General features: G+C 62.6%; 15 protein-coding genes. 7 read left to right on the forward strand and 8 right to left on the reverse strand.

Going from position 1 to position 13690, the window contains the following annotated elements:
• The coding region (locus tag AADA04_RS14735; protein ID WP_340694052.1) for a DUF423 domain-containing protein at positions 1–167 on the reverse strand (167 nt) is incomplete at its 3' end.
• On the reverse strand, positions 164–595 hold the full coding sequence (locus tag AADA04_RS14740; RefSeq protein ID WP_340694038.1) for a PaaI family thioesterase: 432 nt from the start codon (positions 593–595) through the stop codon (positions 164–166). The genes AADA04_RS14735 and AADA04_RS14740, both read right to left, overlap by 4 nt.
• 105 nt (positions 596–700) lie before the next feature.
• On the opposite strand from AADA04_RS14740, the gene AADA04_RS14745 reads away from it, so the two are divergent.
• Positions 701–1813: a hypothetical protein gene (locus AADA04_RS14745; RefSeq protein ID WP_340694039.1), complete on the forward strand. Its 1113-nt coding sequence runs from the start codon at positions 701–703 to the stop codon at positions 1811–1813.
• A gap of 14 nt (positions 1814–1827) precedes the next feature.
• Here the strand turns inward: AADA04_RS14745 and AADA04_RS14750 are convergent, their stop codons facing one another.
• The 3 genes from AADA04_RS14750 to dgcA form a co-directional block, all read right to left on the reverse strand.
• Positions 1828–2967 (reverse strand): serine hydrolase domain-containing protein, encoded by a 1140-nt coding sequence (locus AADA04_RS14750; RefSeq protein ID WP_340694040.1) that lies wholly within the window; start codon positions 2965–2967, stop codon positions 1828–1830.
• A 104-nt stretch (positions 2968–3071) separates the two neighbouring features.
• A complete protein-coding gene (locus AADA04_RS14755; RefSeq protein WP_340694041.1) occupies positions 3072–3467 on the reverse strand; it encodes a sigma-70 family RNA polymerase sigma factor in 396 nt (131 codons plus the stop codon).
• Between the two features lie 86 nt (positions 3468–3553).
• On the reverse strand, positions 3554–4537 hold the full coding sequence (gene dgcA / locus AADA04_RS14760; protein WP_340694042.1) for an N-acetyl-D-Glu racemase DgcA: 984 nt from the start codon (positions 4535–4537) through the stop codon (positions 3554–3556).
• A gap of 87 nt (positions 4538–4624) precedes the next feature.
• Between dgcA and AADA04_RS14765 the strand changes: the two genes are divergently transcribed.
• From AADA04_RS14765 to AADA04_RS14780, 4 genes are read left to right on the forward strand one after another with little or no spacing between them, the layout of a single operon-like run.
• Positions 4625–5758 (forward strand): ABC transporter permease, encoded by a 1134-nt coding sequence (locus tag AADA04_RS14765; RefSeq protein ID WP_340694043.1) that lies wholly within the window; start codon positions 4625–4627, stop codon positions 5756–5758.
• A complete protein-coding gene (locus AADA04_RS14770) occupies positions 5755–6519 on the forward strand; it encodes an ATP-binding cassette domain-containing protein (RefSeq protein WP_340694044.1) in 765 nt (254 codons plus the stop codon). Before AADA04_RS14765 ends, AADA04_RS14770 begins: the two co-directional genes overlap by 4 nt.
• 14 nt (positions 6520–6533) lie before the next feature.
• Positions 6534–7487, forward strand: a complete 954-nt coding sequence (locus AADA04_RS14775) for an MlaD family protein (protein ID WP_340694045.1) — start codon at positions 6534–6536, stop codon at positions 7485–7487.
• Positions 7487–8077, forward strand: coding sequence for an ABC-type transport auxiliary lipoprotein family protein (locus tag AADA04_RS14780; protein ID WP_340694046.1), 591 nt, complete (start codon positions 7487–7489; stop codon positions 8075–8077). The genes AADA04_RS14775 and AADA04_RS14780 overlap by 1 nt, the downstream gene beginning before the upstream one ends.
• An 8-nt stretch (positions 8078–8085) precedes the next feature.
• On the opposite strand, the gene AADA04_RS14785 is transcribed toward AADA04_RS14780, so the two are convergent.
• Positions 8086–9288 (reverse strand): acyl-CoA dehydrogenase family protein, encoded by a 1203-nt coding sequence (locus AADA04_RS14785; RefSeq protein WP_340694047.1) that lies wholly within the window; start codon positions 9286–9288, stop codon positions 8086–8088.
• Between the two features lie 16 nt (positions 9289–9304).
• A complete protein-coding gene (locus AADA04_RS14790; RefSeq protein WP_340694048.1) occupies positions 9305–10420 on the reverse strand; it encodes an acyl-CoA dehydrogenase family protein in 1116 nt (371 codons plus the stop codon).
• Between the two features lie 211 nt (positions 10421–10631).
• Here AADA04_RS14790 and AADA04_RS14795 point away from each other — a divergent pair, with 211 nt between their 5' ends.
• On the forward strand, positions 10632–11210 hold the full coding sequence (locus AADA04_RS14795) for a hypothetical protein (RefSeq protein WP_340694049.1): 579 nt from the start codon (positions 10632–10634) through the stop codon (positions 11208–11210).
• Between the two features lie 6 nt (positions 11211–11216).
• On the opposite strand, the gene AADA04_RS14800 is transcribed toward AADA04_RS14795, so the two are convergent.
• A complete protein-coding gene (locus AADA04_RS14800; RefSeq protein WP_340694050.1) occupies positions 11217–11594 on the reverse strand; it encodes a VanZ family protein in 378 nt (125 codons plus the stop codon).
• Positions 11595–11750: 156 nt separating this feature from the next.
• Between AADA04_RS14800 and pepN the strand changes: the two genes are divergently transcribed.
• On the forward strand, positions 11751–13690 hold a 1940-nt coding region (gene pepN, locus AADA04_RS14805), incomplete at its 3' end, for an aminopeptidase N (protein ID WP_340694051.1).

Below are 13690 nucleotides of genomic sequence, written 5' to 3' on the forward strand. Positions count from 1 at the left end.
GACAGGGCAATCGCCAGCGCGGCTGCCGCATGAACCAGCGCATACAGCGTCGCCGTCTGCCACCAGCCGGCGGCCTCCGCGCCCAGCGCTAGGCCATGCGCCCCGAAAGCGCCGAGCGCCACGCCGGTAAATCCGGCCAGCGCCGCGCCAAGCGCCAGTCGGTTCATTGCTTTGCCTCTGGCTTGCGGGGCAGGGCATAGGTCACCACCGCATGGCTCGACGGCTTGTCAGCGCCCTCGACCCGCACGTCGACATCCATCACCGCCAGCGCTTGCCCAATCTTCATCACCCGTGCGTCCGCCACGACGACGTCGCCGATACAAGGCCTCAGGAAATTGATGCTGAGATTGCTCGTGACCGTCATCGGCTCGTGCCCGGTCAGCGTCATCACGGCCATATAGGCCACCGAATCGACGAGGCTCATCTGTGTCGGGCCAGAAATGTATCCACCCGGCCGCAAATGCGTTTCGTCAGCGACCAGCCGCATCTTTGCGCGGCCTTCCTCCATCAGGACGACCTCGCTGCGATTGCCGGTGTTCGGGAACGCTGCGCCCAGGAAGGAATTGGCCTCGTCTGCTGTCATGCGTGTTGTCATTCAAACCGGCTCCCTTCGCGTCACCCCTTGCTGGGCCCGCCTGCTTCGTCCACCCTAAAGCCGACTGATCACCCGCCAAGAGGTGACGCCAAGGAAGGATATCCCATGCTCAGCGCCGGTGACGAATACCCGATCCACCAGACTCCCGAACCCGTTGCCTATTCCGGCTCCGACCGGAATTTCTACGACCGCTATTTCTTCAATGGCTACAGCGCTGACGGGTCGACATTCTTTGCAGCCGCCATGGGCGTCTACCCGGCGCTCAACATCATTGACGGGGCCGTTTCCATCCTGCGCAATGGCAAGCAGTCGAGCGTCTACCTCTCGCGCCCGCTCAATATGGAACGCATGGATACGCATGTCGGCCCGCTCTCGGTCGAGGTTGTCGAACCGCTCAAGAAAATCCGTCTGCGCCTCGAGGAAACCGAAGGCCTCGCGCTTGATGTCGAATTCGAGGGCCGCGCCTTCCCGATCGAGGAACCGCGTTTCACCCGCCGGATCGGCTCGCGCATGATGATGGACCTCACGCGCATGACGCAGAATGGCCGATGGACCGGCAGAGTCCGCGTCGATGGCGAGTCGATTGAAATTCGCCCGGAAGACTTCAGCGGCACCCGCGACCGCTCATGGGGTGTTCGCCCGATTGGTGCGCCGGATCCTCAGCCACTGATCCCCGCGCCGACGCCGCAATTCTACTGGATATGGACGCCGACCAATTTCCCGAACCTGTCCATGTTCTATCACGTCAATCATGATGAGCATGGCGTGCCTTGGAACACCCGCGCCGTGATCGTGCCGGACGGCGTTGCGCAGGGCGAAGGCATCCATCTCTCCGATGCCCAGATGAACATCACCTACGCGCCCGGCACTCGCCGCATGGCCAGCGCCTATCTCGACATGACGGACCCGCAAGGCCGCGCCCACAAGGTGACGTTCGAACCGATAGGCACCTTCCAGATGAAGGGCATCGGTTATGGCCATGACAAGTATCGCCATGGCGCCTTCCGGGGCGACCAGCTCGCCATCGCCCGCGAAGACTTCGAGCCTGCGAAATTGCCATGGCAGGTGCCTGAAAACCTGCACATCCAGGAAATCGTCCGTGCAACGCATGAAGGCCCGGACGGCCTCGGCTCCGAAGGCATCGGCACGTTCGAACAGCTGTTCATGGGGCTTCACGCGCCCAGCGGCTTCAAGGACATCCTCGACGGGGCCAAATAGGCCCCGTCACAGGACTAGGCAGTCAGGCCGGGCATTGCCTGCATGGCTAGGCTGATCGCCCGCATGTCGCCTGTTGTGGTGCCTTCCATCCGGTTCATCGCATAGGACACTGTCGTGTGCGCCTGCATGTCGATCAGCGCGATGGAGCCGCCATAGCCGCCCCAGAACATGGAATGCTCGTTCAGCGCCGGAGACATTGGCCCCGACAGGCCAAAGCCAAGACCATAGCGCACCGGGATTCCGAGGATCAGGTCTGTGCCCTCAATCTGTTGTTCCAGCGCCTTGCGACACCCGGCCTCGCTCAGATACTGCTTGCCGCCAGCGGAACCGCCATTGGCCAGGATCGTGTGGATCATGGCGACGGCGCGGGCATTGCCCGTTCCGCCCGCTGCGGGAATTTCAGCGGCGCGCCAGTCACGCGTCCGCGTCGCGCTGACATCGATCACCGGATTGGTCAGCGTCAGTTTCTTTGTCTCGGTCATGACCGGATCCATCGAAATGCTGCCGTCCGGCGGTGGCTGCAGGTCGGCCACGCGATTGTCTTCCGAGGCGGGCAGACCGATATGGAAGTCCGCGCCCATCGGCTCGGCAATCTCTTCGCGGAACACGGTGCCGAGCGACTTGCCTGCAATGCGCCGCACGACCTCACCGACAAGGTAGCCCTGCGTGATGGCGTGATACCCGGCCTGCTTGCCCGGTTCCCAGAACGGCGCCTGCGCCGCGAGCAGGCTTGTCGCCTTTTCCCAGTCATACAGGTCTTCGGTCGTGAACGGCTCACGCCAGCCTGGCAGCCCGGCTGAATGGCTCATCAGATGGCTGACTTTCACGTCTGCCTTGCCGCTCGCCGCAAATTCCGGCCAGTATTTCGCAACAGGTGCATCAAAATCCAGTTCGCCCCGGTCGGCCAGCAACAGGGCCGTCAACGCCGTCATCGTCTTGGTCGTCGAATAGACGTTGACGATCGTGTCCTTCTCCCAGGGCCGTGTGCGCTCGATATCGGCATAGCCGCCCCACAGGTCGACCACGGCTTCGCCATCCTTGGTGACGCAGAAGGAGGCGCCAATGTCGGCGCCTGTATCCAGATGCGTCTGGAACTGGTTCCGAACGCCTTCAAACTTGTCGCTTGCAACACCCTGCGCTTTGGCTTGTGTCATATCGCCCATCCTCCCGGCTTGTCTTTTATGCCGGAACCCTATGAGGCCCTCGCGCGCCTAGCAACGCCTGACGGTGGGGCAGGCGGGGGTTGCCTATTGCGCATTCACGCTTTCGAGGAAACTGATAATCTCTGCGCGGTCTTCCGGCTTGCTGCGCGGTAGTCTTCAATCATCGACACATTTTCCTGCGACAAAGCGGCCCGGCGGCGGTCGGTCGAGCGCTTGTGGTCAAAGGCTGTATTCAGCACGATCCGGGTGAGCCAGGTCGACAGGCTCGACTCTCCGGAGAATCTGTTGATTGACGCGAACGCTTTCAGATAGGCAAGCTGAACGATATCCTCGGCGTCTGCGTGGCTGTGCACGACGCTCCAGGCAGCGCGGAAGAGGCGTTGATTGTTCCGTGTCGTGATGGTGCGGACGGCATAGGCATCGCGTGCCGCAGCGAGGGTGGCCAGAGCGCTGTCCGGCAAGGTGTCATATGAGACTTTTTTAGCGGGCATCTTTCCATCCTTTCTGCCCCATTGGACGGCAGAAACGGAGAAAGGTTACACGACATCCCGATTTTCGTGTCGCGAACTGTTTCCGCTCAACCCCAGAGCGCAGCGGTTGACGGGTCGATCCAGCCGTCGCGATAGGTGAGGCCGTTGGCGACATCGTCTTTCAGCCAGAGTGGTCCGTCGAGGTCGGCCGCGTCGCACAGGCCGGCCAGCAGCACGGCGGGCGCCATCGAGATGGATCCCGCCACCATGCAGCCGACCATCACCCCCATGCCGCTTGCCCGGGCGGCGCGCACCATGGCCAGCGCCTCGGTCAGGCCGCCGGTCTTGTCGAGCTTCACGTTCACCGCGTCATAGCGCCGGGCCAGGTCCTGGATGTCGGCGCTCGTATGCGCGCTCTCGTCGGCGCAGATCGCGACCGGGCCGGGCTTGCGCTCGAGCGCTGCGTCATTGCCGGCCGGGAAGGGCTGTTCGATCAGCACGACGCCGAGGTCGGCTGCCGCGCGTGAGATGGCGGGGAACTCGGCCGGGACAAGGCCCTCATTGGCATCCACGATCAGCCGCGCGTCGGGCCGCGCAGCGTGCACCGCCTCGATCCGCTTCAGGTCTTCGGCCCCGCCAAGCTTCAGCTTCAGCAGCCGCCCCTGGATCGCGCGCGCCGCGTCGGCCATCTTCTCCGGCGTATCCAGGCTCACCGTGACGGCCGTTTCCACCGGCTTCGGTTCGGGCAGGCCGGCCAGTTGCCAGACCGGCGTGCCGCTCATCTTGGCCTCAAGGTCCCACAATGCGCAGTCGACCGCGCAGCGGGCCGCGCCGGCCGGCATCTGGCCTTGCAGGTCTGCGCGCGTCAGGCCGGCCTCGATCGCCTCGCGCAAGGTCTCGATCGTGGCCGTCACGCTCTCGACCGTCTCGCCATACCGCCCATAGGGCACACACTCGCCCCACCCCGTGTGCTCCCCTTGCTGCACCCTGACCCGCACCGTCTCGGCGCTTGTCTTCGACCCCCGCGAAATCGCAAAAGCAGCCCTCAGAGGGGACGATACGGGAGTGATGTCGAGACGCCGAATGCTCATGGCTCATCCTGATCGATCAAATTTGATCTATTCCAATGCCCTTGCCTTAAGCATGTTTTGCTAGGCAAGTCAGGTAGTTACACACCGATGGCAGACACAGTTTCCCCCGATTTCGCGCTTGATCAAGGCGACGAAGGTTCCGTTCTCCGCGTCAGCGGGGACTGGACAGTCGCAACCGTACAGGACGTGGACGAGGCCCTGCGCGAGCTGGCTCCCGCCACGCCCCTGCGCCTTGATGTCACAAACCTCGGACGGCTCGACACGGCCGGCGCCTTTGTCCTCGACCGGACCCTGCGGGCTGCCATGCCGGGAACCGAGGACTCCGCAGAGATCATTGGCGACCATGCCACGGCCCGCGGCCTGATTGCGCAGGTTCACGCCGTCTCCACGCCGGCCCCGCCGCCGCCCGTCCGACCAGGCGGGCTCATGGCCATGCTCGAACGCACGGGTGAGGGCTTCCTCAACATCGTCACGGAGTCGATCGCCACGCTGGCCTTCCTCGGTGAGACGCTGGTGACCTGCGCGCGCCTGCTGCTCAGGCCCTGGAAGCTGCGCTGGACCTCAATCGTCGCTGTGATGGAAGAGGCCGGCCTCGATGCCCTGCCGATCATCGCCTTCCTGTCCTTTTTCGTCGGCATGGTGGTCGCCTTTATCGGCGCCACGACGCTCAGCGACTTCGACCTCCAGATCTATACGGTGGAATTGATCGGCTATTCCGAGCTGCGTGAATTCGGCGTTGTCTTGACCGGCATTGTCCTGGCCGGACGCACCAATTCCTCGTTCACCGCCCAGATCGGCACGATGAAGATGCGCCAGGAAATCGACGCCATGCAGACGCTAGGCCTGAAGCCAATGGAAGTGTTGGTGGCGCCGCGTATCATTGCCATGGTGATCATGACGCCAGTGCTCGCCTTTGTCGCCACACTGGCGGGTATCGCCGGCGGCATCATGGTCGGCTGGCTCTCGCTCGACATCAATCCCGGCGTGTTCATCGAGCGGTTGCGCACGTCCGTGCCGCTGGACCAGTTCTGGGTCGGCATGTCGAAGGCGCCGGTCTTCGGCTTCGTGTGTGCGCTGATTGCCTGTCGCCAGGGCCTCAATGTCGGTGGCAGCGTCCAGTCACTCGGCCATTCCACCACAACGTCCGTGGTTCAGGCTCTGTTTGCCATCATTGTAATCGATGCCATGTTCGCGATCTTCTACATGGAGATGGGGATATGACGGATGACATCATCATCCGGATCCGGGGCCTCAAGACGGCCTATGGCAGTCATGTCGTCCATGAAAATCTCGACCTCGATATCTGTCGCGGCGAGATCATCGGCATTATCGGCCCGTCAGGTTGCGGCAAGTCGGTCCTCCTGCGGGCCATTGTCGGCCTGAAGGAACCTGCCGCGGGCAGTATCGAAGTGTTTGGCCGCCGCCTTGAAACGCTGGACCCGGTCGAACGCAGCGCGCTCGAGCGACGCTGGGGCGTGATGTTCCAGGACGGCGCCCTGTTCTCGAACCTCACCGTGCGCGAGAATGTCGAGGTGCCGATGAAAGAGCACACGAAACTCGGCCCGCAATTGCGCGAGGAACTCGCCGACATGAAAATACGCCTGGCCGGTCTCGGCCCGGATGCCGGTGCGAAAAACCCGTCTGACCTGTCGGGTGGCATGCGCAAACGCGCGGCCCTCGCCCGGGCCCTCGCGCTTGACCCGGAACTCCTGTTCCTGGACGAACCGACCGCCGGTCTCGATCCGATCACAGCCGCGGGCTTCGACGTGCTTGTGCGCAAGCTTCAACGGGCGCTCGGCCTGACAGTCTTCCTCGTGACGCACGATGTCGATACGCTGCAGGCGACGTGCGACCGGATCGCGGTGCTCGGTGAGAAACACGTGCTCGCGGTCGGTACGATTGAAGAACTTCGCACTTTCGATCATCCGTGGGTGCAGGAATATTTTGGCGGGCCGCGTGGCCGGGCCGCAACGGGACACTAGAATGGAGACCCGATATGGAAACGCGCGCTAATTACGCCCTCATAGGCGCTTTCGTGCTGATTGCGGCCTTCGCAGTCGCAGGCTTCGTGATGTGGCTCGGCGAGTCGCAGTTCCGGCAGGACTTCAAGGCCTATGACATCGTGTTCGATGGCCCGGTGTCTCTCGAAGAAGGTGCAGGCGTCCGGTATATCGGCATCAAGGTCGGCGAAGTGTCGACGGTGCGCATCGATCGCGCCGATACATCCAAAGTGCGCGCCCGTATCCGTATCGACCGCGAGACGCCGATCCGCACAGACTCGACGGCGTCGATCCAGCTTGCTGGCATCACCGGAATCACATTCGTCCAGATCACCGCCGGCACCGGCAAACCGCTTGAGGCCCGCCCCGGCGAGCCTGTGCCGGTCATCCGGGCCGAGAAGACGCAGCTCGACCAGCTTTTCGCCGGCGGCGCACAGGTCCTCGGCAAGGCCAACCGGTCGATCGAGAAGGTCAATCTCCTGCTGACCGATGAAAACATCGACTCGGTCACCGCCATCATCAAGAACCTTGAGACCATCAGCGGCGCGCTGGCCGCGCGCGACGGGCTGGTCACCCAGGCATCAGCCACACTGAAAGACGTCTCCGATGCGAGTACGCGATTTGAAGCCGCGTCCGCCTCGCTCGAAAAATTCGGCAATACGGCCGATGTCCGGATTGCCGGATTCGCGGATCAGATGGACGGCCTCGTCGGCGATGTGCGCGATGTCACACAATCTGCAGGCGACACGATCACGCAGAGCAAACGCGCCGTCTCGGCTGCGGCCGACGCCATTGAGGGGCCAGCCACGGCTGCCATCCAGGACGCGCGTCTCGCCAGCCAGGACCTGCGCCTCCTGATCAACCGGCTTGACCGGATCGCCCGTGAGATCGAACAGAATCCGCAGAGCTTCGTCACTGGCGACCCTGCACCCTATGAAGGAGGCCGCTAATGGTCCGTGCCATCGTTTTGATGATCGTCGCCGCAAGCCTTGCGGCCTGTGTGTCCATCCTGCCCGAAAAGAAGGCCCCGGACGGACTTTACCGCTTCGGCCCGATGGAGCCGATGCATTCGCTCGAAGCGTCCATTGTCATCCGCGAACCGGAAGCCTCGCGCCTGATCGGGGGCCGGGCCATTGCCGCTGAGGACAGCGATGGTGCCTTGCGCCTGGTTAAGGGCGTGGAGTGGACCGATAGTGCCACGCGCATGATGCAGATCGCCTTGCTCGATACGCTGGGCGGCTCGGATGGCGGCATTGCCGTCGCGTCCGACACAGGCGCACCGACCGACTATGAACTCGCCTGGCGCATCTCCGACTTCACGCTGTCGGGAACCACCGCCCGTTGCCGCATCGAGGCGACACTTCTGGAAGGTCGCAGCCGGAAGGTCCTGGCCCAGACCAACGTGTCGACGACGGCCATTGCGCTTGATTCAAGGAATGCCGCACGTGCAAAGGCCCTGACCGATGCGGGCAGGGCCTGTGTCAGTGATGTCGCTGCGTTCGTCGCCGAGAAGTCGGTTGTTGCCAAGCCAGCTTCCTGACGCCGGGCTCAGCCCGCTTTCAACTCGTCGAACGGCAGGGTCTTGTCGACCCGTACGTCCTGGGGCAGGCCCAGCACGCGTTCTGCGATGATATTCTTCAGGATCTCATCTGTGCCGCCAGCAATCCGCAGGCCGGGGGCCCACATGAAGCTCTGCTGGAAGATGCCGTCACCCGGCATCGTCTCGGTATCGTTGATGATGCCGTAATGGTCCTGCATCTCGATCGCCGAGTTACAGATATCCTGCAAATGGTTGGCGGTGATGATCTTGCCGATCGAGTTTTCCGGTCCCGGCGTCTGGCCACGCGAGAGGGCCGTCATGGTGCGGAACTTGGTCAGCTTGTAGCCCTGTGCGGCGACATACCAGTCAGCGAGTTTCTCGCGGAATGCCTGATCGGTCATGCTGCCGGATGTCTTGGCATACTCCATGATCTCGCCCCAGTCCGGGCCGGGCGATCCGCCAACAGCGAGGCGCTCGTTCATCAGCGTCACGAGGGCCACTTTCCAGCCGGCACCGACCTCGCCGAGACGGTCTGAATCCGGAATGCGCACGTCCGTGAAGTAGACTTCATTGAACTCGCGGCCACCGGACGCCTGGTGGATCGGGCGCACTTCGACGCCTTTCTGCTTCATGTTCACGATGAACATGGTCAGGCCCTTGTGCTTGGGCACTTTCGGGTCTGTCCGTACCAGCACGATACCATAGTCGGAATAGTGCGCGCCGCTGGTCCAGACTTTCTGGCCATTGATCACCCATTCGTCGCCGTCTTTCACGGCGCGGGTTTTCAGGCCCGCGACATCGGAACCGGCCGATGGTTCGGAGAACAGCTGGCACCAGATTTCCTCGCCCTTCAGGGCCTTCTGGACATAGCGGTCCTTGTGGCCGTCAGAGCCGAACGCGATCACGGTCGGCACGCACATGCCAAGGCCGATGGCGAACGGTCCGGTCGGCGCGTCATATTTGGACTCTTCCTGTCCCCAGATAACGGATTGCATCGACGTGCCGCCACGCCCGCCCCATTCCTTGGGCCAGGTGATCTGGGCAAATTTGTTCTCGGCCTTGATCTTCTGCCAGTCCTTGGCCCGTTGCAGGGCGTCCTTGCCGGAACCCGGCCGCGGACGTGCGCCGCTTTTCGGTGTCAGGTGCTTGTCGAGAAACGCACGCGCCTCGGCGCGGAATGCGGCTTCGTCTTTTGTGTCGTTGAAGTCCATGTGTCTGATCCTTCCCTTACGCTGCGTTCTTGGTTTCGAGAGCGCGGACGAGTTTTTCTTTCCAAACTTTCGGGCTGCCGGCCTGAACGGCGAGAAGCTTGGCCCGGCGATAGAAGAGGTGGCAGTCGACTTCCCATGTGAAGCCCATGCCGCCATGCGTCTGGATGTTTTCCTTCGAAGCGAACCAGAAGGCTTCCGACGCCGCCACGCGGGCGGCCGCAGCCGCTTCTGGCAGTTCGGCCGCATCGGTCGACAGGGCCCACGCGCCATAGAAGCAGTTGGAGCGCGCGACTTCGTTCTTCACATACATCTCGGCCAGCTTGTGCTTGATCGCCTGGTTGCCGCCGATCGGGCGACCAAAGGCGTAGCGCTCCATGGCATAATCCTTCGCCATCTCGAGGCAGCGCGACGCGCCGCCCAATTGTTCGAAAGCGATCAGGACAGCGACCCGGTCGAGCAGCGCATCATTGAGCCGCGCACCGTCACCGGACTTGCCGAGCAGGGTGGCTGGTACATCCTTGAAGGTCAGTTCGGCATGGCTGCGTGTCGGGTCCAGCGTCGATAGCACCTTCTTCGTCACGCCCTTGGCCGAGAGGTCGACGAGCACCAGGCTCGCGCCCTTGCCGTCCTTGGCCAGCACCACGGCATGGGTGGCAATGTCGCCATCGGTGACCGGCACTTTCAGGCCGTTCAACGTCTTGCCGTCGAAAACCGTCTTCAGCGACCCGGCGTCCGGGTTGCCCGGGCCTTCGCTGGCCGCGTAGCAACCGACGACTTCGCCCGAGACGATCTTCGGGAACAGGTCAGCCTGTTGCGCCTCGGATCCGGCGAGCTTGAGCGCTTCGGTAAAGAAGTAAGCGGTCGAGGCATATGGCACGGGTGCCAGGACACGGCCCATCTCTTCGGCGAGTACGCACATTTCCAGCATGCCGAGGCCGAGGCCGCCATGCTCTTCCGGAATGGATGTGCCGAGCCAGCCCATCTCGACGACCTTTTTCCAGACGCCCTCATTATAAGGCTTGGATTCGTCGTCCAGAATGGCGCGCACCTCGGCCATGCTGCACTGGCTCTCGAGAAATTTTCGCGCCTCATTGGCGAGAAACTTCTGGTCCTCGGAAAAATCAAAATTCATGGCATCTCGCTCCCTGGCCTCCCGCTGGAGGCTCGCACTTCTAATATGGCCGCAAGATAGCGTCCTTTACGTGCGCGGAAAGCCGTGACCCAGCGGAAATCGCAATTTCTGTCGCGGATTCATGGCCGGTAGGTCAAATTTTACCAATCCGCTTCAGGCGAATTAAAGCTCGTTACGGCATGATGAAGGAACAGTTTCGGGGTTTGAACGCATGGCCAAGGCACTCTTCCACAAGGCGCAACGGGTTTTCGTTAAACCCGTCGGCACCTGGGCACTTATCGAGCAAGTCATTCCCCAATGGGTGAAGGACGTCGATGAGCCTCTGCGCATCACATATGATTGCGGACTGGGCCGCCGGTTTGAAGGCGCCGAACTTGTCTCTGAACAGGTCATGCACAAGCTCCAGCGCCCGGAGGACGAGGACGATGATTTCGTGCTCGAACGGTGGCGCATCGACCGCAAGGTCATCAAATGGCGCGCCGATGCCATGCTCGGCATGGATCCCAATCCCGGCACCTTTCCCGTTGTTGTTACCGATGATGGTGACTGGGGCGGCTGGCGTGTGACCGGCAGCGAGTATGACCGCGATCCTCAGCGCATCGAGCACCAGGCCCGCATGATCGTGCACACACCCGACCTTCTGCGCGTGGCGCGCAAGCTCGCCGATATTGCCAGCGAGCGCCCCGACGACCTGCCGGTTGAGATCAGGCAATTGGCTGATCGTTGTGCCCTGTTCCTGCGCCATGTCTTCCAGACCGACGAAAACATCCACGAAACCGCCGCCGAGTAGGCCGGGTTACCGGGGACTCGCGGCTCTCGCGACCATCCAGGCCAGGCCGGCGCCGAGACAGGCGCCGACCAGGTTGGCAACGCCATCCAGCCAAGACGCCGTGCGCCCTGTCCCGGCCAGCGCCTGAACGATTTCCAGCACAGCGCCAAAACCGACCGTGAGCAGCACGCCTGCAACGATCCGGCGGCGGCCAAGCCAGAAACAGATGCAGGCCGACAGCACGCCATAGGCGATCGCATGCTCCACCTTGTCGCTCAGATGAACCTCCGGCAGGTCCTCGCTTGGCAATATTGACAGGATCGCAATCACGGAGGCCACCACCACGCTGGCCAATCCGGCGAGACGCCGCACGAGCAATGTATCCAGCCTGGAAAAAATGTTCATGTCGCGCCAGATCTGTGCTGTTGTTCCTGCGGTTCTGACCCAGTCTGCCCCTTGGAATGGCCCTCGTCCATCCCGATGTGAATGGGCCCAGCCCTCGACGCGCTGTCTCCCAACACGTATCGAGGCTTTATCCCGTTCCCGCTGCCCGGAGACATCATGCGCACTGAAACCCCCGTTGCCGTCAAGCTCGCTGACTATACGCCCTATCCGTTCGACATTGAGCATGTCGACCTGTCGTTCGACCTCGATCCTGACGCGACCAAGGTCACGGCGACGCTCAAGGTTTCGCGCAAGGGCAAAGGCGGTGCGCCGCTCGTTCTCGACGGCGAGGCGCTGAAACTGGTCTCCATCGCAATCGACGGCCGGGCGCTTACGCCCTCCGATTATACCTTGACCGATCACGACCTGACTTTGCCCGACGTGCCGGACACATTCGAACTCAAGACCGTGGTCGAGATCGCGCCATCAAAGAATACGGCCCTGTCCGGACTCTACATGTCCGGTGGTCGCTTCTGCTCCCAATGCGAGTCTGTCGGCTTTCGCCGCATCACCTATTATCCGGATCGCCCTGACGTGATGAGCCGCTTCTTTGTGACCATCACGGGTGACAAGGCAACCTGTCCGATCATGCTGTCGAACGGCACGCCGGGCGACGTGATCGATGCCGGCAACGGACGCCACACGGCGACCTGGGACGATCCCCACAAGAAGCCGTCCTACCTCTTCGCCCTCTGTGCCGGCGATTATGACGTCTATCGTGACAGCTTCACCACGATGAGCGGCAAGCACATCGATCTCGCCATCCATGTCGACAAGGGCGACGCGCCGCGCGCGGCCTGGGCGATGGATAGCCTGAAGCGCTCGATGACCTGGGACGAGGAAACCTATGGCCGCGAATATGACCTCGGTGTCTTCAACATTGTCGCTGTGCGCGACTTCAATTTTGGCGCCATGGAGAACAAGGGCCTCAACGTCTTCAACTCGGCCTATGTCCTGGCCGACGAAGACTCCGCCACGGATGCTGATTTCGAAGCCATCGAGAGCATTGTCGCCCACGAATATTTCCACAATTGGACCGGCAACCGCATCACCTGCCGCGACTGGTTCCAGCTCTGCCTGAAGGAAGGCCTCACCGTCTTCCGTGACCAGAATTTCTCCGCCGACATGCGGTCGCGCCCTGTCCAGCGCATCAAGGATGTCATCCGCCTGCGCGCGCGCCAGTTCGCCGAGGATGCCGGCCCGCTGGCTCATGCGGTCAGGCCCGCCAATTATGGCGCGATCGACAATCTCTACACCGCGACGGTCTATGAGAAGGGTGCCGAACTGATCGGCATGCTCCGCCGCATCATCGGCCCGGACGCCTATCGCAAGGGCATGGACCTCTATTTTGACCGCCATGACGGCCAGGCCGTGACCATTGAGGACTTCTACGCCTGCTTCGCCGAAGTAACGGGTAAGGATTTCGGTCCCTTCCTGCGCTGGTACGCTCAGGCCGGCACGCCGAAAGTCACGGTTGAAGAAAGCTGGAACGAGGAGGCTGGGGAACTGACCGTCAGCCTGTCCCAGAAGATGCCCCCCACGCCCGGCCAGCCCAACAAACAGCCCGTGCCGATCCCGCTCGAACTCGCCCTGCTCGATGGCAAGGGCGGCACCGATGCCTGGATGGTCGTGCTCGATACGCCGGAAGCTACCGTCACGCGCAAGGCGGCGGGCGGCCGTCCGCTCCTCTCGGTCAATCGCGATTTCAGCGCTCCGGTCCGCGTGGAACGCGACCTCACCCGCGACCAGCGCCTCGCCCTGGTGATGGCCGAGACCGACCCCTACAATCAGTGGGAAGGCGTCCAGACCCTCGTCACCGAGGAAATCCTCAAACTGTCCGAAGGCAGCCAGGCCAAGCCGGACAGCGATCTCGTGTCCGCCGTCGCCACGGCCATCAGGAATGCGTCCGGCGATCCGGCATTTGCCGCGCTGCTGACTCGCCTGCCGGAAGTTGGCGAGCTGTTCCTCGAGCGTAAACCCGCCGATCCGGTCGCGCTTGATTCCGCGCGCAAGCGCCTCCAGGCCGCCCTTTCCGGTGCCCTCGCCCCCACCATCAC

Source organism: Hyphomonas sp., from assembly GCF_037969335.1.
Classification (GTDB): Bacteria; Pseudomonadota; Alphaproteobacteria; order Caulobacterales; family Hyphomonadaceae; genus Hyphomonas.